This window comes from Arthrobacter sp. Soil762, from assembly GCF_001428335.1.
In the GTDB taxonomy this organism is placed as follows: Bacteria; Actinomycetota; Actinomycetes; order Actinomycetales; family Micrococcaceae; genus Arthrobacter.
Genome location: NZ_LMSG01000001.1, coordinates 494,807 through 517,864, shown reverse-complemented (window position 1 = coordinate 517,864; position 23,058 = coordinate 494,807). Strand labels below are relative to the sequence as shown.

Here is a 23,058-nt window from a genome sequence, read left to right as displayed (position 1 = left end):
GCCCTATTTAACGTTCATCACCCCGGTTGTGAACAAAATATCCGTCAACCACTTGCTGCGTGTTCAACTTGCTGTACTCTGTTCAATATAGTGATCGACACCACGGAGTGTCCTTGCTATCCCACCAGGCCAACGGGGGCCTGGAGTGTTTTTGAGGGAGTTCTTGTGACAACTCGTACTAAATCACCGCAGACTGACATGGACGGCGCCGCCGTCGATCCGGAGCAGCTGCGAAGGGCAACTCTTGCCAGCTCGGTAGGCTCCGCACTGGAGTACTACGACTTCTACATCTATGGCCTCGCCTCGGCCTTGATCTTTGGGCCGCTCTTCTTCTCACCGCTGGGGGAAAGCGGCGCCGTGATCGCGTCGTTCGCCACTTATGGTGTGGGCTTCGCAGCCCGGCCGTTCGGCGGCATCGTCTTCGGCTACATCGGTGACCGGTTCGGCCGGAAGATGGTCCTGATCCTGACCATCGGCCTAATGGGCATGGCCAGCTTCGCCATTGGGCTCCTGCCCACCTTTGAACAGGCGGGAATGGTCGGGGCAGTGCTCCTGGTGGCCCTTCGGATCCTTCAGGGCCTGGGCGCTGGCGCCGAGCAGGCAGGCGCCACCACCCTGATCTCAGAAGTGGCCCCGCGCCGCCGTCGTGGATTCTTCGCCGCACTGCCGTTCGTCGGCATCCAGCTGGGCACCCTGCTCGGCGCAGGCACCTTCGCCCTGATGGCACTGGCCGACAAGGAAGTGCTGCAGGGCTGGCTGTGGCGCGTTCCGTTCCTGGCGAGCGTCATCCTGATTGCAATCGCGGTCTTCATCCGACTCCGGCTCAAGGAAACGCCGGTCTTCCAGGAACTGGAAAAGCACAAGGCCGTGGTCAAGAACCCCGTCGTGCAGATCTGGAAGCACTCGAAGAAGAACGTGCTCATCGGCATCGGCCTGCGGATGGGAGAAAACGGAAACTCCTCCATTTACTCCGCCCTCCTGGTGTCCTTCATCAGCCTGCCCGCCGGAGTCTTCGCCGGCGACAAGTTCATCGGCCCCACCGGCCTCCTCATCGCCGCCGGATTCGCAGCGGTCATGGTGGTCACCTTCGGCGCCCTGTCCGACCGCTTCGGCCGCGTACCGGTATACCGCTACGGCGCCCTCTTTCAGGCCGTCATCGCCCTGCCGGCCTTCTACCTGGTCACGCTCGGCAATGTCACCCTCGTCTGGGTGGTCATGGTGGTGGGCATTTCGCTCGGTGTGCAGTCCATGCTCGGTCCGCAATGCGCCATGCTGCCGGAACTCTTCGGCTCCCAGCACCGCTTCACCGGGGTGGCGCTGAGCCGGGAGCTCTCAGCTGTCCTAGCCGGCGGTTTCGCCCCCATGATCGGTGTGGCGTTGCTGGCTGCGACCGGCCATTCCTGGCTCGTTCCCGCGATCTACTCCCTGGTCCTGGCGCTGATCTCCTTCGGCACTACCTTCTTCACGCCGGAAACCAACGGCCGGGACCTGCTCCTGGTGGAGGACGCAAGCTAGGCGCTCCATCAACGCAACAGGCGGCCTCCCCTGGATGGGGAGGCCGCCTATTTCCGTGCCGCGCGCTATTTGGGCGCCGCTGCTCAGCGTAAGTACGTAACTAATTCGCCGCTGACAGCACGCGGACACAACCGCCTGACACAAAAGAGCCCCTGCTGCGAATTCCTGTTTCCAGGAGCCACGGCAGGGGCTCTGTGGTGCGGGCCGGGGCCTGCGCCTTAGTAGAAGTGGACCGGGTCCACCAGGTGGGGGAGGTCGCCGCCGTCGAGGAACGTGCGCAGGTTGCTGCAGAAGCGCTCCGCGATCAGGCGATTCTCCGCGGCACTGAGTGCCGAAGTGTGTGGTGACACCATAACCTTGGGGTGGTTCCACAGCGGGCTGTCCTGGGGGAGCGGTTCCACGGCGAAGACATCAAGGCAAGCGTAGGAGACCTGGCCGTTGTCCAGGGCCTCCAGCAGGGCGCCCTCGTCCACCACGGTGCCGCGGCCGACGTTCACAAACACCGTTCCCGGCTTCATGGCGGCAAACACTTCACGGTTGAACAGCTTGTCCGTGTACGGCGTGCCGGGCAGGGTGTTGACGACGGCGTCCGCCGAGGCGAGCAGCCCGGCCAGTCCGTCGTTGCCGGCAACGTGCTCGATTCCTTCGATCGGCTCAACATTCCGCTTGGTGCCGCTGACCGTCATGCCCAGGGCGCGGGCGATCCGGGCGGTCTCCAGACCGATTTCGCCCAGGCCGGTCACTACCAGCGTGGAACCGCTGACCAGACGGGTGGGGGTCCGAAGCTCGGGCCACACCTTGGCGGCCTGGTCCTGGGCCAGCTCGGCGCTGCGCTTGAAGCCGTTGAGGATTCCCAGCGCAGCGAATTCTGCCAGCGGCAGGGCATGGATGCCGGCGGAGGTGGTCACCTTGAACTTGAGGAGTGTTTCCTGGTCCAGCCCGGAGGCCTTGACGGCACCGCCGGCGCCGGCGGCCATGGCGTGGACCCACTGGAGCCGTGGATTCTCGCGCGCGATCCGGGCCAGGCCCGCTGGGCTTTCATTGGGCAGGCCGTACAGCACCTGCGCCTGGTTGAGCATGGCCCAGTACTGCTCTTCCTGCGCGGGAGTGCGTTTAAAGTCCGGATCCCCGGAGTGGTCGGCCGGAAAACGCTCGGGCGGAACCAGGTCCGGCTCATAAAGGACGGTTACGGAGGGGTCTACGGCGCGGATGCGCTCCACCAGCTCTGCTTCGAGCGGGACGGCGATCGCGACGGTGGTTAGCGTCGTCATAGTGTTCATCATACTGAATAGCGGCTAGGATATTGGACAGATTTCCCTTCATTAACCACACAACGATGTGAGTCGAGGCCTATTTATGGAAGACAGAACAGCGGGCTTTGTAGGCCTGGGGCTGATGGGGCTGCCGATGGCGGCCAATCTGGTCCGCGCCGGCTGGGCGGTCACCGCCTGGAACCGATCCGAAGGTCCCCTGCAGGAGCTGGTGGCGCAGGGTGGCCATTCCGCGCCGGACGTTGCGTCCCTGCGGGACCTGCCAATCATCGCCTTTATGCTCCCGGACCTGTCCTTCATCGAAGAGGCATCGGCGGGGCTGCTGGCGAGCTGGGATGAAAATCCGCCGCAGGCCGGCACCACGGTGGTGGTCACAAGCTCCGTCTCACCGGCGAAGGTCCACGACTTCGGGCGCCGGGTCCTCGAGGCAAGCCACGGCCGCGCCAACGTGGTGGACGCCCCGGTCAGCGGCGGCACCAACGGTGCGACCGACGGGACACTGGCCATAATGGCCGGCGGCACCGCGGACGACTTCCGGCGGCTCGAGCCCTTCTTCAGCGCAATGGGGACCACCGTCAGGCACATGGGCCCACTGGGCGCGGGGTCGCTCGCCAAGGCGTGCAACCAGCTCATTGTAGGAACCACGACGGCGGCGCTCGCCGAAGCGGCCGAACTCGCCGAGCGCTCCGGGATGGATCCGGCCGCGCTTTTCGACGTCCTGGCCGGTGGGCTTGCGGGCAGCCGTGTGCTGGAGAACGTGGGACCGCGTCTGGCCCGGAAGGACTACACACCCACAGGCCCGGCGAAATTCATGCATAAGGACCTGTCCTTTGTGCTCGAATCAGCACAGGCGGCCGGCGCTGCCGTGCCGATGGCGACTGCCGGCGTCGAACTTTACGCCGAACTCAAGCGCCAGGGCCTTGGCGATCAGGACCTTGCCGTGGTCCGCCAGGCCATTTCGAATCTGAGCGACAACACCAACATCGCGGAACCTGCGGAGACCGCAACGAAAGGGACAGCTACACGATGAGTGGACTTTTTGATCTGACGGGGCGGGTTGCCTTGGTGACGGGGTCGAGCCGGGGGATTGGCAATGCGTTGGCGCGGGCGTTGGCCGGGGCGGGGGCGACGGTGGTGTTGAACGGGATTAATGCGGAGCGGTTGAAGGATGCGGAGGCGGCGATGGCCGCGGACTTCGCCCCCGGGCGGGTGCATAGTGTCGCGTTTGATGTCACGAGTGATGCCGAGGCTGCGCGGGGTGTTTTGTGGGTGGAGGAGCATGTGGGGCCGTTGCGGATCCTGGTGAATAATGCCGGGATCCAGCACCGGGTGCCGATGCTGGAGCTTGATGTCGCGGACTGGGAGCGGGTGATCAGGACGGATCTGACGAGTGCGTTCCTGGTGGGGCGGGAGGCGGCGCGGCACATGATCCCGCGCGGCAGGGGCAAGATCATCAATATCTGTTCGGTGCAGACGGACCTGGCCCGGCCCACGATCGCCCCGTATGTGGCGGCGAACATGATCCCGCGCGGCAGGGGCAAGATCATCAATATCTGTTCGGTGCAGACGGACCTGGCCCGGCCCACGATCGCCCCGTATGTGGCGGCGAAGGGCGGGCTGCGGAACCTGACCCGGGCGATGACGGCGGAGTGGGCGGGCTCCGGGCTGCAGATCAACGGGATCGCCCCGGGTTATATCCATACCGAGATGACGCAGAATCTGGTGGATGATGAGCAGTTCAATGCCTGGATCCTGGGCCGGACCCCGGCGCACCGGTGGGGCACGGTGAAGGACCTGGCCGGTCCGGCGGTGTGGCTGGCCTCGGACGGGTCGGACTTTGTGAACGGGCAGACGATCTTTATCGACGGCGGCATGACGGTGGTGGTCTGATGGGCACGAACACAGTGGCCAAGGAATCCAGCGCACCTGTGCTGCCGGTGTCGGGGGCGGCGGTGGTGGCGCATGCGGCGGGGGATCTGCGGATCGAGGAGGTCCCGTTGGGTGTGCCTGCGCCGGGCGAGGCCGTGATTGAGGTTGCGTATGGCGGGATCTGCGGGTCGGATCTGCATTACTGGCTGCACGGTGCGGCGGGAGAGTCGGTCCTGAAGGCGCCGATGGTGCTGGGGCATGAGATTTCCGGGACCGTGGTGGCGGCCGCGGCGGACGGGACCGGCCCGGTGGTGGGGACCGCGGTCGCGGTCCACCCGGCCACCCCGGGCCCGGGTGCGGGGGATGTGCGGTGGCCGGCGGACCGGCCCAACCTGTCCCCGGGTTGTACGTATTTGGGCAGCGCGGCGCGGTTCCCGCACACCGACGGCGCGTTCGCCCGGTACGTGAACCTCCCCGCGAGGATGCTGCGGGCGCTCCCGGCGGGTGTGGACCTGCGGACCGCGGCGCTGATCGAGCCGGCCGCCGTGGCCTGGCACGCCGTCGCGAGGGCCGGGGACGTGGCGGGCAAGAGTGTGCTGGTGATCGGCTGCGGTCCGATCGGGGCTTTGGCCGTCGCGGTCCTCAAGCGTGCCGGCGCGGGACGGATCACCGCCGTCGACGTCCACGCCAAACCGCTGGAGATCGCCGCCGCGGTCGGCGCGGATCAAGCCCTGCAGGCCGGGGACACGGACGCGATCGCGGCGGTGCAGGCCGACRTGGTCATYGAGTCCTCMGGCAGCCACCACGGCCTGGCCTCAGCCATTCAGGGCGCGGGGCGCGGCGGGACCGTGGTCATGGTCGGGCTGCTGCCCACCGGGCCCCAGCCGGTCCTGCGGCAGCCACCACGGCCTGGCCTCAGCCATTCAGGGCGCGGGGCGCGGCGGGACCGTGGTCATGGTCGGGCTGCTGCCCACCGGGCCCCAGCCGGTCCTGATCTCCCTGGCCATCACCCGGGAACTGGACCTGCGCGGATCCTTCCGCTTCAACGACGAGATCGACGACGTCATCACCGCCCTCGCCGACGGCACCCTGCACATCAGCCCCGTCATCACCCACGAATACCCCCTCAGCCAAGGCCTCCAGGCCTTCGAAACCGCAAAGAACTCCGCCGAATCAGGAAAAGTCCTCCTCAACTTCCACCCGAATAACGTCGTTGCGTATGGGCTGACTCCAGGCGCGGTCAGTTCCGGCGGACCGGGATAAACACCCGGGGCTGGTCCGTCCAGGTTCCGGACAGCCGGGAGGTGGTGCGGCGCATGATCTGTTCGGACGCGTCCCGGGCCGTGGCGGCGTCCCCGGCGGCGACCGCTTCGGCCAGATCGACGTGCCACTGGAGCGCCCCCTCGTGAGGGTGGTCCGGCATCAGTCCGTGGACAGTGCGCCCCGTCAGGGTCTCCGCCACCTGCCCCATCAGGTTGGCGAACATTTCGTTGCCAGACCCGGAGAGCAGCACCGAGTGAAAAGCGATGTCCAGCTCCAGGAACTTCTGTGCGTCCCCGGAGTGGCCGGCGTCGCGCAGTGCATGGGCAATGTCCACCAATTCCCGTCGCAGCTGCGCCGGTGCATTGTTTGCTGCCAGTTCGGCAGCGGCGGGCTCGACGGCGGAACGCAGTTCGATCAGTGACCGCAGCTGGGCGCCGCGGGCGTCGCTGGACAGCCGCCAGCGGATGACCTGGGAATCGAAGGGGTTCCAGCGGCTCGGCGGCAGCACGCGGATGCCCACCCGCTTGGTGGTTTCCACGAGGCCCAGGGACTGCAGGACCCGCACTGCCTCGCGGACCACGGACCGCGAAACCTTCAGTTCTTCCTCAAGGTGCTCGGCCAGCATGATGTGTCCGGTGGGCAGCTCGCCCGTGATGATCCGAGTGCCAAGGTTCTCAATGGCACGGTGGTGCAGGCTGGTCGACATGGACTCAAGCCTAAACTGGGATTGACTGGCCCCGTTCCACAAAGTGGGCGCCGCTTCCCTCAAGCCGATTGAATATATATGCTTTATTAGGATCCATCGGTTCGTGACAGCGTGCTTCGCAGCGAACGCGGAGCCATCTGCACATCCATTGCACAACGAAATTGGAGTTTTGATGTCTGCACACATCGGTGTCACCGGCCTCGCGGTGATGGGCGCCAACCTGGCCCGCAACCTGGCCCGCAACGGCTTCACCGTTGCCCTGCACAACAGGTCCGTCGAAAAGACTGACGCGCTGCTGGCAAAGCACGGCACGGACGGCGACTTCGTCCGCACCGAAACCCTTCAGGAGCTTGTTGACTCCCTGGAGAAGCCCCGCCGCGTCCTGATCATGGTCAAGGCCGGCAAGCCGGTTGACTCGGTCATCGAACAGCTTGAACCCCTGCTGGAAGCCGGCGACATCATCATCGACGCCGGAAACTCGCACTATGAGGACACCCGCCGCCGCGAAGCAGCACTGGCGAAGAAGGACCTGCACTTCGTGGGTATCGGCGTCTCCGGCGGTGAGGAAGGTGCCCTGAACGGCCCGTCCATCATGCCCGGTGGTTCCAAGGAGTCCTACGACGCCCTCGGCCCGTTGCTGGAAAAGATCGCCGCGCACGTCGACGGCAAGCCCTGCTGCGCATGGATCGGCACCGACGGCGCCGGCCACTTCGTCAAGATGGTCCACAACGGCATCGAATACGCCGACATGCAGGTCATCGGCGAAGCCTTCGACCTCCTCCGTTCCGGCGCCGGCATCGAGCCTGCCGACCAGGCCAAGATCTTCGAAGAGTGGAACAAGGGTGAGCTCGCCTCCTTCCTGATCGAAATCTCCGCCGAGGTCCTGGGCCACGTTGACACCCGCACCGGCAAGCCGTTTGTGGACGTCGTGGTGGATGCCGCAGGCCAGAAGGGCACCGGACGCTGGACGGTCATTTCCGCGCTGGAGCTTGGCTCCCCGACGTCGGGCATCGCCGAGTCCGTGTTCGCCCGCGCCCTGTCATCGCAGACCGAGCAGCGCAAGATCGCCCAGGAACTGCTCGCCGGTGAGGAAATCGCCGTCGACGTTCCGGACACCTTTGTTGAGGACGTCCGCCAGGCGCTCTACGCCTCCAAGCTGGTTTCCTACGCCCAGGGCCTGGACATGCTGACGTCCGCAGCCAAGGAATACGGCTGGGACCTCAAGCTGGACGAGATCGCCTCGCTGTGGCGCGGTGGCTGCATCATCCGTGCAGAACTGCTCAAGGAAATCACCAAGGCCTACGCCGCCGAAGACAAGCCGGCCAACCTGCTGTTCGCCCCGGCGTTCACCAAGGCCATCGCGGAGGTCCTGCCGGCATGGCGCCGCGTGGTCTCCACCGCCGTCCAGCTCGGCATCCCCGTGCCGGTATTCTCCTCTTCACTGGCCTACTACGACGGCCTGCGCCGCAAGCGCCTGCCGGCCGCAGTGATCCAGGGACAGCGCGACCTCTTCGGTGCGCACACCTACGGCCGTGTTGACGCCGAGGGCACGTTCCACACCCTCTGGGGCGAGGACAAGGCCGAAATCGAAGCAGTGGACACGCACTAATCACCACGCTCTGATTGCATCAAGCTGCAAACCCTGCGGCCGGCACTTCCCGGATATTCTGGGAACTGCCGGCCGTTGGCGATTCCGGCTGTTGTGGTGTCCGTCCATCCAAGGAGTCAGAATGCCCAAGCCAGTCGCAATAGTTACGGGAGCCTCCACGGGTATCGGCTTCGAGGCGGCGAAGAAGCTCAGCAGCCACGGCTTCACCGTCTACGCCGGCGCCCGCCGGGTGGACAGGATGGAGCCGCTGAAAGCGCTGGGCGTCCAGGTCCTGGCGCTGGACGTGACGGACGACGATTCGATGCGTGCCGCCGTCGGCCGTGTCCTGGAAGAGCGCGGGCGGATAGATGTCCTGGTCAACAACGCCGGCTACGGGTCCTACGGGGCGCTGGAACAGGTGGACCTGGCCGAAGGCCGGCGCCAGTTTGAGGTGAACGTCTTTGGCCTTGCCAGAATGACCCAGCTGGTCCTGCCGGCCATGCGGAGTGCGGGACGGGGCAGGATCATCAACATCTCGTCCATTGGCGGAAAATTCTACGAGCCCCTCGGCGCCTGGTACCACGCCACGAAGTTCGCCGTTGAGGGCATGAGCGACGCACTCCGGCTGGAACTCAAGCCGCACGGCGTCGAAGTCGCCATCATCGAACCGGCAAGTACGCTGAGCGAGTGGGGCCGGATTTCCGCTGACGGGCTGCTGGCCAGCAGCGGCGAGGGACCGTACGCTGCCCAGGCAAGGCACATGGCGGATGTCCTGGCGTCCGCGGACAGGCCCGAAACCTCAACGCAGCCGGCGGTGATTGCGGCGGCTGTCCTGCACGCAGCAACGGCCGCGCGTCCCCGGACCCGGTATCCGGTGGGCAGGGGAGCGGCGGCCATTCTGGGCCTGCGGCGCGTCCTGCCCGACCGGCTCTATGATGCGGTGGTCACGGCAGTCCTGAAGCGTGTGGCCGGGTAGGGCTGCAGCGAGGGATCAGATCCGGTATTCGATGTCGTACTCGGCCGGATCCACAGCGGGTTTAGTTTCGCGCTGGGCATCGCGGTGGCGCCACTTGGCGGGCACTCCCGTAACAATCGATTCCGGCGGCGCGTCCTTGACCACCACGGCGTTGGCGCCCACGGCGCTGTCCCGGCCGATGGTGATGGGTCCCAGGATCTTGGCTCCGGCGCCGATGGTGACCCGGTCCTCAATGGTCGGGTGGCGCTTGACCCTGGCCAGGGAGCGGCCGCCCAGCGTGACCCCGTGATAGATCATCACGTCTTCGCCGATTTCGGCGGTTTCGCCGATGACCACACCCATGCCGTGGTCGATGAAGAAGCGGCGGCCGATCGTGGCGCCGGGATGGATCTCGATTCCGGTCAGGAAGCGGCCCAGCTGCGACACCAGCCGCGCCGGGAACCGCAGTCCCGGGGTTTGCCACATATGGTGCGTCAGCCGGTGGATCCAGATGGCGTGCAGCCCAGAATAGGCGAAAAAGTTCTCAAAAGAACCTCGAGCCGCCGGGTCGTGTGACCGGGCGGCGTCGAGGTCTTCCTTCAGTCTTGCGAAGAAGCCCACAAAGTTCTTTCTACAGGAAACGGGGCGACAACGGGCTGATCAGCCGCGGATGTCGTCATAGAGCACGGTGGAGATGTAACGCTCGCCGAAGTCGCAGACAACCGCCACGATCAGCTTGCCGGCATTCTCCGGGCGCTTGGCAAGTTCCAGGGCGCCCCAGACGATGGCGCCGGAGGAGATGCCGCCGAGGATGCCTTCCTTGACGCCGAGTTCACGGGCGACTCGGACGGAGTCCTCCAGGGTGGCGTCCAGGACTTCGTCGTAGACGTTGGTGTCCAGGATTTCCGGGATGAAGTTCGCACCGATGCCCTGGATCTTGTGCGGCCCGGGAGCGCCGCCGTTCAGGATGGCGGAGTCCTTCGGTTCGATGGCAACAATCTGGACCTCAGGATTGCGTTCCTTCAGGACCTGGCCGACGCCGGTGACGGTACCGCCGGTGCCGATGCCCGCGACGAAGATGTCTACCTTGCCGTCGGTGTCGGACCAGATTTCCTCGGCGGTGGTGGTGCGGTGGATCTCAGGGTTGGCCTCGTTGGCGAACTGCTGGGCCCAGATGGAGTTCGCCGTGTTGGCCACGATTTCCTGGGCCTTTTCCACGGCGCCGCGCATACCCTCGGAACCCGGGGTCAGGACAATCTCGGCACCGAACGCCCGCAGCATAACGCGGCGTTCGGTGGACATGGTCTCGGGCATGGTCAGGATGACCTTGTAACCGCGGGCCGCGCCCACCATGGCCAGGGCGATGCCCGTGTTGCCGGAGGTGCCTTCAACGATGGTGCCGCCGGGCTTGAGGGCGCCGGACTTCTCGGCGGCGTCAACGATGGCCACGCCGATGCGGTCCTTAACGCTGTTGGCCGGGTTGTAGAACTCCAGCTTGACGGCCACAGTGGCGCCCAGGCCCTCGGTGAGCCGGTTCAGGCGGACCAGCGGAGTGCCGCCGACCAACTGCGTTACATCGTCATAGATCCGTGCCATGTAGATATGCCTATCTCTCAAGAGTGAATGCTGAGGTCAGCCTAACGATGGCTGAGCAGCCGCTGCTAAGCATTAAGCCATGCAGAGTAATATTTCCTGGCCTTGGCGAGCTTGGGGTTAATGATCACCTGACAGTAACCCTGCTCGGGATACTTGCCGTAAAAGTCCTGATGGAAGTCCTCCGCCACATGGAACCGTGGCAGCCGGCTGACCTCGGTCACGATCGGGTGCGACCACAGCGCCTGGTTCCGTTCAATGGCTTCCTCGAAGAGAATCTTCTCCTCGGTGGTCTCATAGAACATTGACGAGCGGTATTGCGTGCCCACGTCGTAGCCCTGGCGGTTAAGCGTGGTGGGATCGTGCAGCGCGAAGAACATGTCGAGGATAACCTCGGCCGGGATGACGGACTCGTCGAAGGTGACCGCAACAACCTCAGCGTGGCCTGTGGTCCCGCCGCAGACGGAGTAGTAGTCCGGCTGGGGGTCATGGCCGCCCGTATACCCGGAAATCACCGATGTGACGCCCTTGGTTATTTGGTAGACAGCGTCAAGGCACCAGAAGCAGCCCCCGCCAAGAACAAAAGTTTTCATGACCTCTTCAATGGTTGAGCGCGCCGGATGATTCCCTGACCACCCTACGAGAGTTTGAAATATGCGGGGCAACCGGCCCGATGGGGTAAAACTGAGAGTATGGAACCTGCAGACATCGGCGTCAGAGATGCGGACAAGCACGACGACGGCACCCCTACCGGGGAGGACGCGGCAGCGGCTGGCCCGGTCGCTCCCACGCTGGGGCAGGTTCTGCTGGCGGTAGAGGAACTCTGGCCCGAGTCACTGGCCGAAAACTGGGACGAAGTGGGGCTCGTGGCCGGCCACCCGTCAGCGCCCGTTACCAGGGTGATGTTCGCCGTTGATCCCACGCTTACGGTGATCGAAGAAGCCGTTGAATGGGGTGCCGAGCTCTTGATTACCCACCACCCGTTGCTCCTCAAAGGCGTCACGTCAGTGGCGGCCACCACTGCCAAAGGGCAGGCCATCCACCGGCTCATCGAGTCTGGAACCGCACTCCTGACCGTCCACACCAACGGTGATTCCGCCGTCGGGGGCGTTTCCGACGTCCTGGCTGATGCGCTGGGACTCGAAGGCGCTGTCCCGCTGACGGTGGCCGCGAACGGACTGCCCGAGGAAGGCATCGGACGCGTTGGTGATCTGGCTGACGTGATGAGCCTGGGCGATTTTGCTGCCCGGGTGTTCGGCATCCTGCCGTCGGTGGCCGGGGGAGTCCGTGTGTCGGGGGACAAAGACGGGCTGGTGCGGCGCATTGCGGTGTGCGGTGGTGCGGGGGATTCCCTGTTCAGTGAGGTGCGGGCCAACAACGCCGATGTCTACGTCACCGCCGACCTCCGGCACCACCCGGCGTCGGAAGCCCGCGAAGAGTCAGTCAACGGCCGGCCGTACCTGATTGACGTCTCGCACTTCGCCAGCGAATGGCTGTGGCTGCCCGCCGCGGCGTCGGCACTGGGCAATGTGCTCGCCGATCAGGGCCACGACGTCGAGATCCAGGTAAGCACCACCAACAGCGATCCGTGGGACTTCATTCTGACTCCGGGCTAAGCCGGGCTAAGCCTGGCGTGAGGGGTCCCCGGGCGAGCGGAACGAGGCAGGGGAGCAGGCCAGGCGCTAGAGTCTATACAGCGCCGATACGGTGCCCGGCTTCGGCCGGATTGGATTTAGCGGAGGTAAATAGTGGCCAAGGCAGCACCGGCGGAACAGTTGAAGTTGCTCGAACTGCAAGGGCTGGACGCAAAGCTCAAGTCCCTGTCCAACCGCCGCCGGGCCCTGGAAACCGATCCCCGGATCGAGGACCTGCAATCTGCCCTGTCCGTCGCCAACGGTGAACTCGGCTCCGCCAAGATGGCCGTCCATGACGCCGAAGCCGAGCTGAAGCGCGCTGAGGCCGACGTCGAACAGGTCGCCTCCCGCATCGCACGCGACGAAGCCCGGCTCAACAGCGGAACGGGCCTTTCCAAGGACCTCGTGGCGCTGCAGAAGGACATCGCATCGCTGAACAAGCGCCGCTCGGACCTTGAAGACGTTGAGCTGGAAATCCTGGAACGCCTGGATTCACTGCGCGAACGGCAGGCGGCCCAGCAGCTCATCGTGGACAACGTCCAGGGCTCTTTCGGCGGCATCCGGGCCGAACTCGATGAGGCCCTGGCCGAAGTGGCCGCTGAAGCGACGGTTGTACGCGGCAAGCGCGCCGAATTCGCTGCAGGCCTCGACGCCGGGATGCTGGCTATCTACGAAAAGACACTGGCAAAGCGGGGAGTAGGCGCCGCCCGGTTGTTCCACGGAACCTCTGAAGCCTCCGGAATGAAGCTGAGCCCCGGAGATCTGGCCGAGATCAAGTCCGCCGCCGAGGACGACATTGTGTTCTGCCCGGATTCGGGTGCCATCCTGGTGCGCTCCGCCGAGTGGAACACGCCCGCCCCAACTGCCTAGCCGCCCCTGTAGGTAACGCTAACAGTCGTTTTGGACGCTCTAAACGACAGTTAGCGCGACCTAGTTGGGAAGGATGATGTTCAGGGCGTGCGGTTTCTGCGCTGAACCGTCAACCAGCTCCGCGTCCCATTTTTCGCGTGCGGCCTTCAACAATTGCGACGGCGTCTGCGGGGCGTTGCCGCGGCGGACGAGCAGGTGCCTCGCCAGCTCGCCGCGGGTGTGCTTCGCGAAGTGGCTCACCACCTTGCGTACGCCGTTCACCTCCGTGAAAACGTTGACAGCCACCGTCTGCGCCGGCGGCGGGGCCCACGCCGCGGCATACGTGCTGGAGCGGCAGTCCACGAGCAGATGCCCCGACACGGACTCAGCGAGGGCTTCCGAAAGCTGCGGCTTCCAGAACGAGGCGAGGCGTCCGACGTCGGGCAGTGCCGTTCCCATCGACAGCCGGTAGGCGGGCACACTGTCGGCGAAGCGGATGGCACCCCACAGGGCCGAGATCACCAGCACCGAAACATCGGCCTTCCGGCGCTGCGCCGGCGTCAAGGTTTTGTAGCCGAGGGCGTCGTACAGAACGCCCGAATAGATCTGGTGCGCAGGAGCCGCCGGTTCGGCGTGGAGCCGGGTGTTGCGTTCGACTGCGTCCTGCAGCGATGCGCCGACGCCCAGCAGTGCGAGGGCATCCTCATGCGCACTCACCGTCCCCAGCGCTTCCAGGACCTTGGCCCGGTAGGTGTTGAGTTCAGGAAAACTCAGTGACGGCCAGTCGACGGCGGACCCGCGGACTGCGGGGGTCTTGCCTTCGGAGGGGGGAAGCAGAATCAGCACCGTACGATCCTACCGGCGATGGAGGGGCCTCCTTCCGGCGGTAGACTGGCTGCGGATGGGTTGACCAGGCGGCCGCGCGTCACGCAAGTGGCTCGAGGAACGTCCGGGCTCCGCAGGGCAGGGTGGTGGGTAACGCCCACTCGGGGTAACCCGCAGGCCAGTGCCACAGAGAACAGACCGCCTGCGTCTTCCGGCAACGGAAGCTCAGCAGGTAAGGGTGAAACGGTGGTGTAAGAGACCACCAGCTTCCCGGGTGACCGGGAAGGCTAGGTAAACCCCACCCGGAGCAAGGCCAGACAGGACACGTTTGAGGGCTGCCCGCCCGAGTGTCCGGGTAGGCCGCTGGAGGGCGTCGGCAACGGCGTCCGTAGATGGATGGCCGCTACTCCCGCGCTGGTAACGGCGCGGGAGCACAGAACCCGGCGTATCGGTCAACCCATCCAACACCACCCGCCGGGCACCGACCCGCCCCGCATGTGAGTGATTTCACGCCGGTCGCGGCGGTCCGTGGTGTCGCTCCAGCCTAGAATAGAGAGCGAACGTAGAAGTTCTGCCGCCGGGTCTGCGTTCGCAGCCGGTGGCTTTTCTTTACGCTTCTCCACGGCACCCGGGATGGACCGCATCCTGCCGGTGCCAGAGCCCCTGGACAACATCAGGTGGCCGCCAACCGCGTACGACGACGTATGCGGCTGAACCGAGGAAGGTAGTTCTGTGAGCCAGACGTCAGATTCTTGTCTTGATACGTGGATGGGCCGGGAGGCTCTCGCCGAGGCCATGATTCCGGTGATTGGCCGGCTGTACCGCGAAAACAACGTGGTGACCAGCATTCACGGCCGCAGCCTGATCAACAAGTCCACCATGAACATCCTCAAGGCGCACCGTTTCGCCCGCCGCATGAGCAACACCGAGCTCCTGCTCGAAGAGACCGCACCGCTGCTGAACATCCTGGCTCAGCTGGAACTTGGTGCTGCGGCCATCGACGTCGCCCGACTGGCGGAGAAGTTCAAGGCAGAAGGCGACGGCGCCACCCTGGAAGAGTTCCTCCGCGCCGAGCTTGCCGAGGTAGTTGGCAAGCGTGGCGGCGATGACCGCACCAGCACCGACGTTGTGCTCTACGGCTTTGGCCGGATCGGCCGGCTGCTGGCGCGCCTCCTCATTGAAAAGGCAGGCGGTGGCCACGGCCTGCGGCTGCGCGCCATCGTGGTGCGCCGCGGCTCGGACAAGGACCTCACCAAGCGCGCCAGCCTCCTGCGCCGTGACTCGGTCCACGGCTCCTTCGAGGGAACCATCCGCGTGGACGAAGACGCCAACACCATCACCGCGAACGGTGTCCAGGTCCAGGTTATCTACTCGGAAAACCCCGCCACGATCGACTACACCGCCTACGGCATCCACGACGCCCTGGTGGTGGACAACACGGGCCGCTGGCGCGACGCTGAGGGCCTGTCGCAGCACCTGCAGAGCAAGGGCGTTGCCCGCGTGCTCCTCACCGCTCCGGGCAAGGGTGCGTTGAAGAACATTGTGCACGGCATCAACCACGGCACCATCGAGGACACGGACCAGATTGTGTCCGCAGCCTCCTGCACCACGAACGCCATCACCCCGGTCCTGAAGGCCATTAACGACAAGTTCGGTGTGGTCCACGGCCACGTGGAGACGGTCCACTCCTTCACCAACGACCAGAACCTGATCGATAACTTCCATAAGGGCGACCGCCGCGGCCGCTCCGCCGCGCTGAACATGGTCATCACGGAAACCGGAGCGGCCACCGCTGTGGCGAAGGCCCTGCCCGAGCTGCTGGGCAAGCTCACGGGAAGTTCCATCCGGGTCCCCACCCCGGACGTCTCGCTGGCGATCCTGAACCTGAGCCTTGAGAACGGCACCACCAAGGATGAGGTGAACGATTACCTGCGCCAGATGTCCCTGCATTCGGACCTGCGCAAGCAGATCGATTACATCGATTCGCCGGAGGTTGTTTCCACGGACTTCGTCGGCTCGCGCCGCGCCGGCATCGTGGACGGTCTCGCCACGATCTCCAATGACAAGAACGTCATCCTCTACGTCTGGTACGACAACGAGTTCGGCTACAGCTGCCAGGTAGTCCGGGTCATGGAAGAGATGGCCGGCGTCAACCCGCCGTCCTTCCCCGCCAAGGAAGCCGCTGCTGCCTTGGCCGCAATCGCCGTCTAGGCCGTTTGCGGGCTGGCTGCCCTACATTCCCGGCTGATTCGCTGGAATCAGCCGGGAATCGGGACCACACTGGTGGCATGGATAACGAAACTCTCCACGAGACCACTCTTGAACACGCCCTCGACGTCGCCAAGGCCAACCACAAAGAAGCCATCAGGCTCCTGGAGCAGGCCCGCGCGTCCCGGGCTTCCGGCGACGTCGGCGACGACCGCGTGCGCCAGCTCGAAGGGCTTCTCCAGGTTGCCGAAGAAGACCTGCGCCGCGTAGCACGGGAGCAGTAGCCGGCCATAGCAGTCGGCGGATCACCCGGGCCACTCGTCCTCCCCATTGTGGATAACCGCATGGGTGTCAGTGGGGTGGCCTAGGCTCTTCTGGTGCATTACATTTCCGGAAGAGCCGGTTGCCCATGACCGTCAACTGGCGTGCCTACCGCCGGGCCCGCCGCCGCTCGAGGCAGGCCTGGGCTCTGCTGGCGGTGCTGGCCCTGTCTGCAGTGGGCTCAGCGGGGTGGTTTTTCACCGCGGGCCAGTTCGCTGCGGCAGAACCTGCAATCGCCGGGCCCCGCGAGGCGCCTGTTTTCGACGGGACCTGGATGAAGCCCGTGATCCCGGTGCACGCTGTACCGCAGGGGAGTGCACTGACCGCCCTCGAGCGGCTTTCCGTCAAGGGACGGGGTCCCAAGGACAATTACCAGCGGGAGGCCTTCGGGCAGGCCTGGCTGGACGTGGACCGGAACGGCTGCGACACCCGCAATGACATCCTTCGCAGGGACCTCACCGCTGTGGGCTTCACGGAGGGGTCCAAATGCCGGGTCGCGTCGGGCGCTTTCCACGAGCCCTACACGGGAAAAATGGTGGACTTCCGCCGTGGCCCGGAAAGCAGCAAGGCGGTCCAGGTCGATCACGTGGTGGCTCTGGCAGACTCATGGCAGAAGGGCGCGCAGGCGCTGACCCCGCAGCAGCGCCAGAGCCTGGCCAACGATCCGCTGAACCTCATCGCCGCGGACGGTCCCGCCAACCAGCAGAAGAGCGCAAGCGACGCCGCCACCTGGCTGCCGAAGAACAAAAACATCCGCTGCCATTACGTGGCCCGCCAGATCTCGGTGAAGGCGTCCTATGGACTGTGGGTCACGCAGCCGGAGAAGGATGCGATGAAGCGCGTCCTGGACTCCTGCCCGGACCAGCCAACCATTACCGCGAGGTAATGCTTCGGCTCAGTGGCCGAACGGGTCCGGATCCACGCCGGGCATCCAGGTCAGGCCGGGCACACCCCAGCCGCTCTTCTTGGCCAGTTTCATGGCCTTCCGTGCATAGCGGTCAATCAGCCGGTTGACGTACAGCTTTCCGTCGAGGTGGTCGTATTCGTGCTGGATGACCCGTGCGAACCATCCGGTCGCTTCGAACTCCACAGGCTGCCCATGGCCGTCAAATCCTTCCACCCGCGCCCACTCCGCACGCTTGAGCGGGTATGCGCCGCCGGGGAAGGAGAGGCAGCCCTCTTCCTCTTCCTCGGGGTCCGGCAGCGCGCCAGAGATCTTGGACAGTGTCAGTACCGGGTTTACCAGGACCCCGATGGGCGGAGCGCCGTCGTCGTTGGCGTACTTGTACACGAAAATTCTTTTGCCCACACCAACCTGCGGCGCCGCCAGGCCCACGCCGTTGGCGGCGTCGTTGGTTTCAAACATGTCCGCGATCAGGGTGCGCAGTTCGTCGTCGAAAACCTCCACCTCGGCGGCGCGGCGGTGCAGCACCGGTTCACCCCAGACGGTGATTGGCAGAACTGTCATGTCAGGCGGCCCTTCGTGCGTGCGGCGTGGCGCCGGCGGATATGCAAAAAAATGGAGGCCGTACCGGATATCCGGTACGGCCTCCAAATGGACGGCTTTTACTGCCGCCCTATGAGGGTGAGCTACGGGGGTTGAACCCGCGACCTCCTGGACCACAACCAGGCGCTCTGCCAACTGAGCTAAGCCCACCATGTGCCCCACAGAATTCCCGGCGGTCCGGTGCTCTGGAAAGGCAACTCAAATAGCTTACCTGCTGTTTGAGGGTGCTTGCGCCACTTTTGGGGTTTTTGCGAAAATTTCCGCCAAACGTGGCGCAGATTACTCTTTCGGAATACCTGCTGTGCCCGGCGAGGCAGTGATGCGCTGGGCGACTTCGCGGGCCGTGGCGCTGTCAGGCCCCGGAGCCGGAACAAAAACCGCCTCGCGGTAGTAACGGAGCTCGTCGATGGAATCCTGGATGTCACCCAGTGCGCGGTGGCCGCCCTTCTTGGCAGGGGACTGGAAGTAAGCCCGGGCGAACCAGCGGCGGGAGAGTTCCTTGATGGTGCTGACGTCGATCACGCGGTAATGCAGGTGCTCCACAACGGCCGGCATGTCGCGGGATAGGAAGACGCGGTCGGTCCCCACGGAGTTGCCGCCCAGCGGTGCCTTGCGCGGGTCCGGCACCCACTTTTCGATGTATTCCATCACGGCGGCTTCGGCCTCGGCCATGGTCTTGCCGTGCGGCAGTTCCTTCAGCAGCCCGGACCGGGTGTGCATGTCCCTGACGAAGTCGTTCATCTGGGCGAGGGCAGCATCCTCAGGCTTGATCACCACGTCCACACCGTCGCCGAGAATGTTGAGCTCTGAATCCGTCACCAGCGCCGCCACCTCGATCAGGGCGTCGTTCTTGATGTCCAGGCCGGTCATTTCGCAGTCGATCCAGACGATGCGTTCGTTAGATATAGGCACCGGACCAGCCTACCGTTTAGCTCCGGCGCAACCGTCCGATGCTAGGATTTCGGGTACATGGGGGCGAGGATTTTGCCGCTGTGCTGTGTCTGCGCGGCCCGGGCGGCCACCGCCGCCCGCGGGGCTGAAGCGCCGAGTGTAAAGAGATTGGACGATCCTGAGATGACGGCGCCTGTGCCTGCAACGGGGGAGATGGCCGCCAGTGTGATCCCGGAGCCCGCTGCGGCAGAAGTGGATAACGCCAGGTCCCCCATCCTTGCCGGTCTTGTCGGCTCGGTCCTTATGGTGTTCGGATCCCTCGGCGTCGGCTGGCTGGCCCCCGTTTCCGAACTCCGCCGCGTACCGATCTTTATCTGGATGCGGACGGAGGCCATCGGCGTTGCCCTTGCCATCGTGCTGGTTGCGGTAGGCGGAATGCTCCTGGTCCGCTCCTGGCTGAGGCTCGGCCAGCGGGTCCGCGTATGGGGGCCGGCGGCGCGAAAGGCGACGCTGCAGGCCATCGCGGCATGGGGCCTGCCGTTGATGTTCACCGTCCCGCTCTTCAGCCGCGACGTGTATGCCTACATTGGTCAGGGCAGGCTGATGGTGGAGGGGTTCAACCCCTATGAGAACGGCATCTCGGCGTTGTCCAACTATTTCCAGCTAGGCGCCGACAAACAGTGGACTGAAGCTCCTGTGCCGTACGGCCAGCTGTTTCTGTGGATCGAGCAGTTTGTGGTCTGGTCTACCAACGTCCAGCCCGAGGCCAGCGTGATGCTTTTCAGGCTCGTGGCGCTGTTTGGTGTGGTCCTCTGTGTCATCTACGTGCCCAAGCTGGCCGAGCTTCACGGCGTCAATCCGCACCGCGCCTTGTGGCTCACCGCGGCCAACCCCCTGTTCCTCACCAACTTCATCGCCAGCGTCCACAATGATGCCCTCATGATCGGGTTGGCCCTTGCCGGGCTGTACTACGCGGCCACCAGGCGCGTGGTGCTGGGCATCGTCCTCGTCACCCTGTCCATCGCCGTCAAGCCCATCACCATCGTTTTCCTGCCGTTCATCGGCCTGATCTGGGCAGGCAAGAACGCCGGGTGGCCGCGGAAATTCCTGTTCTGGGGACTGACCGGAGGGCTGAGCCTGGCCATTCTGTACGGCCTGAGCCTCGTCAACGGGTTCGGCTTCGGCTGGATCAATGGGCTGTCCGCCCCCGGCAGCCTCTTCATTTGGTACGCGCCGGTGGGCTTGGTGGGGCTGGTGGTCGCTTCCGTTTCGAACGCCTTTGGCCTCGACGGGTGGACGCTCGCCGACTGGGTGTTCGACGCCGGCAAACTACTTGCCGTGGGCATCGTCGCCTTCCAGATATTCAGGGGTGAGCATGAGCGGCTGATCCGCCGCCTCACCTTGGGCTTTGCGGCCATCGTGGTGCTGGCGCCGATGATCCAGGCCTGGTACGTGGTGTGGCTCATCCCGCTGTTCGCGGTGACAGGCATCCGCAATGACTGGCAGGTCAAGGCCCTGTATTTCATCGTGTCGTTCTTCATGATCTACGCCATTTCTGACCAGCTGGAGGTATTTCCCTACCTCCAGACCGAGGACCTGGGACTTGCCCTGGTGCTTGCCCGCTTCGCGGCAGCGATTACCGGCCTGCTTTTTGCCATGTACCTGATCTTCATGGATCCGGACACCAAAAGGCTTTTCCGGAAGTCTGCCGAACCGGTGACCGAACGCCCCGTTATCTAGTCTCCGCAGGCGCGGTTATCCGGCGCCGGTGATTCCCGCCGTCGTGCCCTGTTCCAGATGCCGCAAGGCTTCCTTCCGGGACAGCGGACTCAACCGCGTGCCCTTTTCCACTACGAAGTCGTGTACCCACTCCGGGTCCGTTTTGGCGTATTCACGAAGCGCCCAGCCAATGGCCTTCCGGATGAAAAACTCCGGGTCCGCCAGGTTAGGCTCAATGACAGCCCGCAGCAGGTCCTGATCCGTGCTGGCCTTGGCCTTCAACTGCGAGGTGATGGCCGACCGCCTGATCCAAAAATCCTGGTCTGTACTCCATGCCAGCAGGAGTTCGGTCATCATGGGCCGGTGGGCCTGAAGAAGGGCGCCGATACGATGAGACACCCCGTCCACGAAATCCCACCACGCGCCGGTGCGGATGATCTCCTCATAGACAGGGAGCATCAGCTGGTCACGGGCCACCAACCGGAGGCTTGTCAGGTCAATGGCCGCATAGCGTTCCTCGCGTACTGTGGAGCCGCGCCAGAGTTCCAGCACCGTGGCCCTCAACTGGCCCGCCGACGTAACGGGATGGACGGAAGCAGCGGCCAGCGCCAGCCGCCTGACTTCCGGAACTCTGACGCCCAGTGACGGCAGAGTCGACTTCATATATGCCTGTGCGCCTGTGGCCCGCACCGGGTCAGTCCGCTCCCGCAGCGCCGCGCGCACGGCATCCAGCAACTCGCGGTTCGGAGTCTCCGTGGCCGGAGCTTCCGTGACCGGTGCGTCCGTGTCCAGCGATTCGTCATTCGGCGACATTCCGTCCATGGTGCAACTTTAGCGAGGTGCCGGCGGCGTGGATGTCGGCCGGTCCATCCTCAGCGGGACGGCTCTAGAGTGGGACCAGACAAACTGCACGTTCCCGTGAACCGTGCCACCCGACGTCGGAGGTTCCCTGCATGTCCATGATCAAGACTCCCGAGCAGATTGCCCTCATGCGCGAAGCCGGGCGAGTGGTGGCCAATACGCTGGCGGCGGTGCGCGAGGCCGCCGGAGTGGGTGTCACCCTGCGTGACCTCGATGCGCTGGCCGCCGAGACGATTGCCACGGCGGGAGCCACGCCGGCCTTCCTGGACTACCACCCGCGATGGGCCGCAGTTCCTTTTCCCGGCGTGATCTGCACAAGTGTGAACGACGCCGTGGTCCACGGAATCCCCGATGGCTACAAACTCCAGGACGGTGACCTGCTCAGCGTGGATTGCGGGGCATTCCTGGAGGGCTGGTGCGGCGATGCGGCCGTCAGTTTCATTGTGGGAACACCCGATCCTGTGGACCAGGCCCTCATTGATGCCACGGATGCCGCCTTGGCCCGTGGGATCGAGGCAGCCCGGATCGGCAACAAAATGGGCGATCTTGCCTACGCGATCGGCGGCGCCGCGCGGCGGGCAGGCTACGGTCTGCTGGCTGACCACGGCGGCCACGGGATCGGCCGCACCATGCACGCCGAACCGCCGGTCCCCAACGACGGCAGGCCGGGACGGGGGATCAAGCTCACCGAGGGGCTGGTCATCGCCATCGAGCCCATGCTGATCCTGGGCCGCAAAGACGACTACTACCAGGACGACGACGGATGGACGCTGCGTTCCGCCAACGGCCGCCGGGCTGCCCACAGCGAACACACAGTGGCCATCACTGCCGATGGCCCGCTGATCCTTACGTTCCCTTAGGTCCGGTGAGGCTCAGGCGCACCACGGCCCGCCCTGGGACGGCGCTGCTGGCCACGGTGAACCCGGCGCGCAGGAAGAGGTTCAGCGTGCCCTGGTAAAGGTCTGCGGGTCCCGCTTTGGGCCGCTGCTCGCGGTCCACCGGGTAGCCTTCCACAACGTCGGCACCATTGAGCCGGGCATGCTCGACGGCGGCGCGCAGCAGCGCGGCTGCCACACCGCTCCGGCGGTGGCTGGCGGCGACCACGAAGCAGGTCACTGACCACACGCTGTCGGCCGCATCCGGTGGTGCTGTTTCGGAATCGGGCGGCCCTGATTTCTCCGCTTGCCGAAGCACGCGGGAGCGAAGCACACGTGGATAACAGGTCCGTGGCTCCACGGCGCACCAGCCCACGGGCTGACCGTCGACGAAGGCGAGGACGCCGGGGGCGGGGGAGCCGCCGTCGAACTTTTCCTTCAACTGTGCCTTGCGGGCGGCCGGATCCAGCGCCGAGTACTCCGGACCCGTGAGGGCAAAGAACCGGCACCAGCAGCGGGACGGCTCACCGGGCCGGCCGAACAGCCGCTCGACGCCGTTCCACAGCGCCGGGGCCGTCGTCAGGCCGGGGACGGGCCCGTCAGCCATC

The 23,058-nt window shown here is 65.1% G+C and carries 22 protein-coding genes, 1 tRNA gene, 1 other RNA gene and 1 pseudogene; 14 read left to right on the top strand and 11 right to left on the bottom strand.

Annotation, left to right across the window (positions count from 1 at the left end):
* Positions 1 to 198: 198 nt before the first annotated feature.
* Positions 199 to 1,515 (top strand): MFS transporter, encoded by a 1,317-nt coding sequence (locus ASG77_RS02415; protein WP_056340699.1) that lies wholly within the window; start codon positions 199 to 201, stop codon positions 1,513 to 1,515.
* A gap of 218 nt (positions 1,516 to 1,733) precedes the next feature.
* Here the strand turns inward: ASG77_RS02415 and ASG77_RS02410 are convergent, their stop codons facing one another.
* Positions 1,734 to 2,798, bottom strand: coding sequence for a D-2-hydroxyacid dehydrogenase (locus tag ASG77_RS02410; RefSeq protein WP_056340696.1), 1,065 nt, complete (start codon positions 2,796 to 2,798; stop codon positions 1,734 to 1,736).
* A 73-nt stretch (positions 2,799 to 2,871) separates the two neighbouring features.
* Here ASG77_RS02410 and ASG77_RS02405 point away from each other — a divergent pair, with 73 nt between their 5' ends.
* The 3 genes and pseudogenes from ASG77_RS02405 to ASG77_RS02395 all read left to right on the top strand — a co-directional run bounded on the left by ASG77_RS02405 (position 2,872) and on the right by ASG77_RS02395 (position 5,918).
* Positions 2,872 to 3,816 (top strand): NAD(P)-dependent oxidoreductase, encoded by a 945-nt coding sequence (locus ASG77_RS02405; RefSeq protein WP_056340693.1) that lies wholly within the window; start codon positions 2,872 to 2,874, stop codon positions 3,814 to 3,816.
* Complete coding sequence (locus tag ASG77_RS02400; protein WP_056340690.1) at positions 3,813 to 4,676, top strand: SDR family NAD(P)-dependent oxidoreductase; 864 nt, start codon at positions 3,813 to 3,815, stop codon at positions 4,674 to 4,676. The genes ASG77_RS02405 and ASG77_RS02400 overlap by 4 nt, the downstream gene beginning before the upstream one ends.
* Positions 4,676 to 5,918 (top strand): annotated as a pseudogene (locus ASG77_RS02395) (L-idonate 5-dehydrogenase). The gene ASG77_RS02400 and the pseudogene ASG77_RS02395 overlap by 1 nt, the downstream one beginning before the upstream one ends.
* Here ASG77_RS02395 and ASG77_RS02390 read toward each other — a convergent pair.
* Positions 5,896 to 6,624: a FadR/GntR family transcriptional regulator gene (locus tag ASG77_RS02390; RefSeq protein ID WP_056340687.1), complete on the bottom strand. Its 729-nt coding sequence runs from the start codon at positions 6,622 to 6,624 to the stop codon at positions 5,896 to 5,898. The pseudogene ASG77_RS02395 and the gene ASG77_RS02390 overlap by 23 nt on opposite strands.
* A gap of 172 nt (positions 6,625 to 6,796) precedes the next feature.
* Here ASG77_RS02390 and gndA point away from each other — a divergent pair, with 172 nt between their 5' ends.
* The gene (gene gndA, locus ASG77_RS02385) at positions 6,797 to 8,233 is read left to right on the top strand and encodes an NADP-dependent phosphogluconate dehydrogenase (RefSeq protein WP_056340684.1); all 1,437 of its coding nucleotides are present in this window, start codon (positions 6,797 to 6,799) and stop codon (positions 8,231 to 8,233) included.
* A 121-nt stretch (positions 8,234 to 8,354) separates the two neighbouring features.
* Positions 8,355 to 9,188 carry an oxidoreductase gene (locus ASG77_RS02380; RefSeq protein ID WP_056340682.1) on the top strand — a complete coding sequence of 278 codons (834 nt, stop codon included), beginning with the start codon at positions 8,355 to 8,357 and terminating at the stop codon, positions 9,186 to 9,188.
* Positions 9,189 to 9,203: 15 nt separating this feature from the next.
* On the opposite strand, the gene epsC is transcribed toward ASG77_RS02380, so the two are convergent.
* The 3 genes from epsC to msrA form a co-directional block, all read right to left on the bottom strand.
* Positions 9,204 to 9,788, bottom strand: coding sequence for a serine O-acetyltransferase EpsC (epsC, locus tag ASG77_RS02375; protein ID WP_056340679.1), 585 nt, complete (start codon positions 9,786 to 9,788; stop codon positions 9,204 to 9,206).
* A 39-nt stretch (positions 9,789 to 9,827) separates the two neighbouring features.
* Entirely contained in the window at positions 9,828 to 10,763 is a 936-nt protein-coding gene (gene cysK, locus ASG77_RS02370; protein WP_056340675.1) for a cysteine synthase A, read from the bottom strand.
* Positions 10,764 to 10,828: 65 nt separating this feature from the next.
* Entirely contained in the window at positions 10,829 to 11,353 is a 525-nt protein-coding gene (msrA, locus tag ASG77_RS02365) for a peptide-methionine (S)-S-oxide reductase MsrA (protein ID WP_056340672.1), read from the bottom strand.
* Positions 11,354 to 11,452: 99 nt separating this feature from the next.
* Between msrA and ASG77_RS02360 the strand changes: the two genes are divergently transcribed.
* On the top strand, positions 11,453 to 12,376 hold the full coding sequence (locus tag ASG77_RS02360) for a Nif3-like dinuclear metal center hexameric protein (protein WP_056340669.1): 924 nt from the start codon (positions 11,453 to 11,455) through the stop codon (positions 12,374 to 12,376).
* A 132-nt stretch (positions 12,377 to 12,508) separates the two neighbouring features.
* Positions 12,509 to 13,264 carry a zinc ribbon domain-containing protein gene (locus ASG77_RS02355; RefSeq protein ID WP_056340665.1) on the top strand — a complete coding sequence of 252 codons (756 nt, stop codon included), beginning with the start codon at positions 12,509 to 12,511 and terminating at the stop codon, positions 13,262 to 13,264.
* A 60-nt stretch (positions 13,265 to 13,324) separates the two neighbouring features.
* Here the strand turns inward: ASG77_RS02355 and ASG77_RS02350 are convergent, their stop codons facing one another.
* On the bottom strand, positions 13,325 to 14,089 hold the full coding sequence (locus ASG77_RS02350; RefSeq protein ID WP_056340662.1) for a YaaA family protein: 765 nt from the start codon (positions 14,087 to 14,089) through the stop codon (positions 13,325 to 13,327).
* A gap of 56 nt (positions 14,090 to 14,145) precedes the next feature.
* Between ASG77_RS02350 and rnpB the strand changes: the two genes are divergently transcribed.
* The 4 genes from rnpB to ASG77_RS02335 all read left to right on the top strand — a co-directional run bounded on the left by rnpB (position 14,146) and on the right by ASG77_RS02335 (position 17,483).
* Positions 14,146 to 14,532: RNase P RNA component class A (gene rnpB, locus ASG77_RS04560), an RNA gene on the top strand.
* Between the two features lie 268 nt (positions 14,533 to 14,800).
* Entirely contained in the window at positions 14,801 to 16,279 is a 1,479-nt protein-coding gene (locus tag ASG77_RS02345; protein ID WP_082575784.1) for a glyceraldehyde-3-phosphate dehydrogenase, read from the top strand.
* Positions 16,280 to 16,356: 77 nt separating this feature from the next.
* Positions 16,357 to 16,560 (top strand): hypothetical protein, encoded by a 204-nt coding sequence (locus ASG77_RS02340; RefSeq protein ID WP_056340655.1) that lies wholly within the window; start codon positions 16,357 to 16,359, stop codon positions 16,558 to 16,560.
* 125 nt (positions 16,561 to 16,685) lie between these two features.
* Positions 16,686 to 17,483, top strand: a complete 798-nt coding sequence (locus tag ASG77_RS02335; RefSeq protein WP_056340650.1) for an HNH endonuclease family protein — start codon at positions 16,686 to 16,688, stop codon at positions 17,481 to 17,483.
* 9 nt (positions 17,484 to 17,492) lie between these two features.
* Here the strand turns inward: ASG77_RS02335 and def are convergent, their stop codons facing one another.
* From def to orn, 3 genes are all read right to left on the bottom strand, one after another.
* The gene (gene def / locus ASG77_RS02330; RefSeq protein ID WP_056340647.1) at positions 17,493 to 18,065 is read right to left on the bottom strand and encodes a peptide deformylase; all 573 of its coding nucleotides are present in this window, start codon (positions 18,063 to 18,065) and stop codon (positions 17,493 to 17,495) included.
* Between the two features lie 116 nt (positions 18,066 to 18,181).
* Positions 18,182 to 18,254, bottom strand: a tRNA-His gene (locus ASG77_RS02325).
* 129 nt (positions 18,255 to 18,383) lie between these two features.
* Positions 18,384 to 19,016 (bottom strand): oligoribonuclease, encoded by a 633-nt coding sequence (gene orn / locus ASG77_RS02320; protein ID WP_082575783.1) that lies wholly within the window; start codon positions 19,014 to 19,016, stop codon positions 18,384 to 18,386.
* 162 nt (positions 19,017 to 19,178) lie between these two features.
* Here orn and mptB point away from each other — a divergent pair, with 162 nt between their 5' ends.
* Entirely contained in the window at positions 19,179 to 20,735 is a 1,557-nt protein-coding gene (mptB, locus tag ASG77_RS02315; protein WP_181037117.1) for a polyprenol phosphomannose-dependent alpha 1,6 mannosyltransferase MptB, read from the top strand.
* A 15-nt stretch (positions 20,736 to 20,750) separates the two neighbouring features.
* Here mptB and ASG77_RS02310 read toward each other — a convergent pair whose 3' ends face one another.
* The gene (locus ASG77_RS02310; protein ID WP_082575782.1) at positions 20,751 to 21,527 is read right to left on the bottom strand and encodes a DNA alkylation repair protein; all 777 of its coding nucleotides are present in this window, start codon (positions 21,525 to 21,527) and stop codon (positions 20,751 to 20,753) included.
* Positions 21,528 to 21,667: 140 nt separating this feature from the next.
* Between ASG77_RS02310 and map the strand changes: the two genes are divergently transcribed.
* A complete protein-coding gene (map, locus tag ASG77_RS02305; protein ID WP_056340638.1) occupies positions 21,668 to 22,435 on the top strand; it encodes a type I methionyl aminopeptidase in 768 nt (255 codons plus the stop codon).
* Here the strand turns inward: map and ASG77_RS02300 are convergent.
* Positions 22,422 to 23,057 carry a GNAT family N-acetyltransferase gene (locus ASG77_RS02300; protein WP_056340635.1) on the bottom strand — a complete coding sequence of 212 codons (636 nt, stop codon included), beginning with the start codon at positions 23,055 to 23,057 and terminating at the stop codon, positions 22,422 to 22,424. The two genes, map and ASG77_RS02300, sit on opposite strands and share 14 nt — an antisense overlap.
* Position 23,058 lies beyond the last annotated feature (1 nt).

Coding starts and splice junctions, on each gene's coding strand:
- msrA (WP_056340672.1), bottom strand. CDS start 11,353: ATGAAAACTTTTGTTCTTGGCGGGGGCTGCTTCTGGTGCCTTGACGCT.
- ASG77_RS02300 (WP_056340635.1), bottom strand. CDS start 23,057: ATGGCTGACGGGCCCGTCCCCGGCCTGACGACGGCCCCGGCGCTGTGG.
- ASG77_RS02335 (WP_056340650.1), top strand. CDS start 16,686: ATGACCGTCAACTGGCGTGCCTACCGCCGGGCCCGCCGCCGCTCGAGG.
- def (WP_056340647.1), bottom strand. CDS start 18,065: ATGACAGTTCTGCCAATCACCGTCTGGGGTGAACCGGTGCTGCACCGC.
- ASG77_RS02410 (WP_056340696.1), bottom strand. CDS start 2,798: ATGATGAACACTATGACGACGCTAACCACCGTCGCGATCGCCGTCCCG.
- ASG77_RS02340 (WP_056340655.1), top strand. CDS start 16,357: ATGGATAACGAAACTCTCCACGAGACCACTCTTGAACACGCCCTCGAC.
- gndA (WP_056340684.1), top strand. CDS start 6,797: ATGTCTGCACACATCGGTGTCACCGGCCTCGCGGTGATGGGCGCCAAC.
- ASG77_RS02405 (WP_056340693.1), top strand. CDS start 2,872: ATGGAAGACAGAACAGCGGGCTTTGTAGGCCTGGGGCTGATGGGGCTG.
- map (WP_056340638.1), top strand. CDS start 21,668: ATGTCCATGATCAAGACTCCCGAGCAGATTGCCCTCATGCGCGAAGCC.
- ASG77_RS02390 (WP_056340687.1), bottom strand. CDS start 6,624: ATGTCGACCAGCCTGCACCACCGTGCCATTGAGAACCTTGGCACTCGG.
- ASG77_RS02360 (WP_056340669.1), top strand. CDS start 11,453: ATGGAACCTGCAGACATCGGCGTCAGAGATGCGGACAAGCACGACGAC.
- ASG77_RS02400 (WP_056340690.1), top strand. CDS start 3,813: ATGAGTGGACTTTTTGATCTGACGGGGCGGGTTGCCTTGGTGACGGGG.
- mptB (WP_181037117.1), top strand. CDS start 19,179: ATGACGGCGCCTGTGCCTGCAACGGGGGAGATGGCCGCCAGTGTGATC.
- cysK (WP_056340675.1), bottom strand. CDS start 10,763: ATGGCACGGATCTATGACGATGTAACGCAGTTGGTCGGCGGCACTCCG.
- ASG77_RS02380 (WP_056340682.1), top strand. CDS start 8,355: ATGCCCAAGCCAGTCGCAATAGTTACGGGAGCCTCCACGGGTATCGGC.
- ASG77_RS02415 (WP_056340699.1), top strand. CDS start 199: ATGGACGGCGCCGCCGTCGATCCGGAGCAGCTGCGAAGGGCAACTCTT.
- ASG77_RS02310 (WP_082575782.1), bottom strand. CDS start 21,527: ATGTCGCCGAATGACGAATCGCTGGACACGGACGCACCGGTCACGGAA.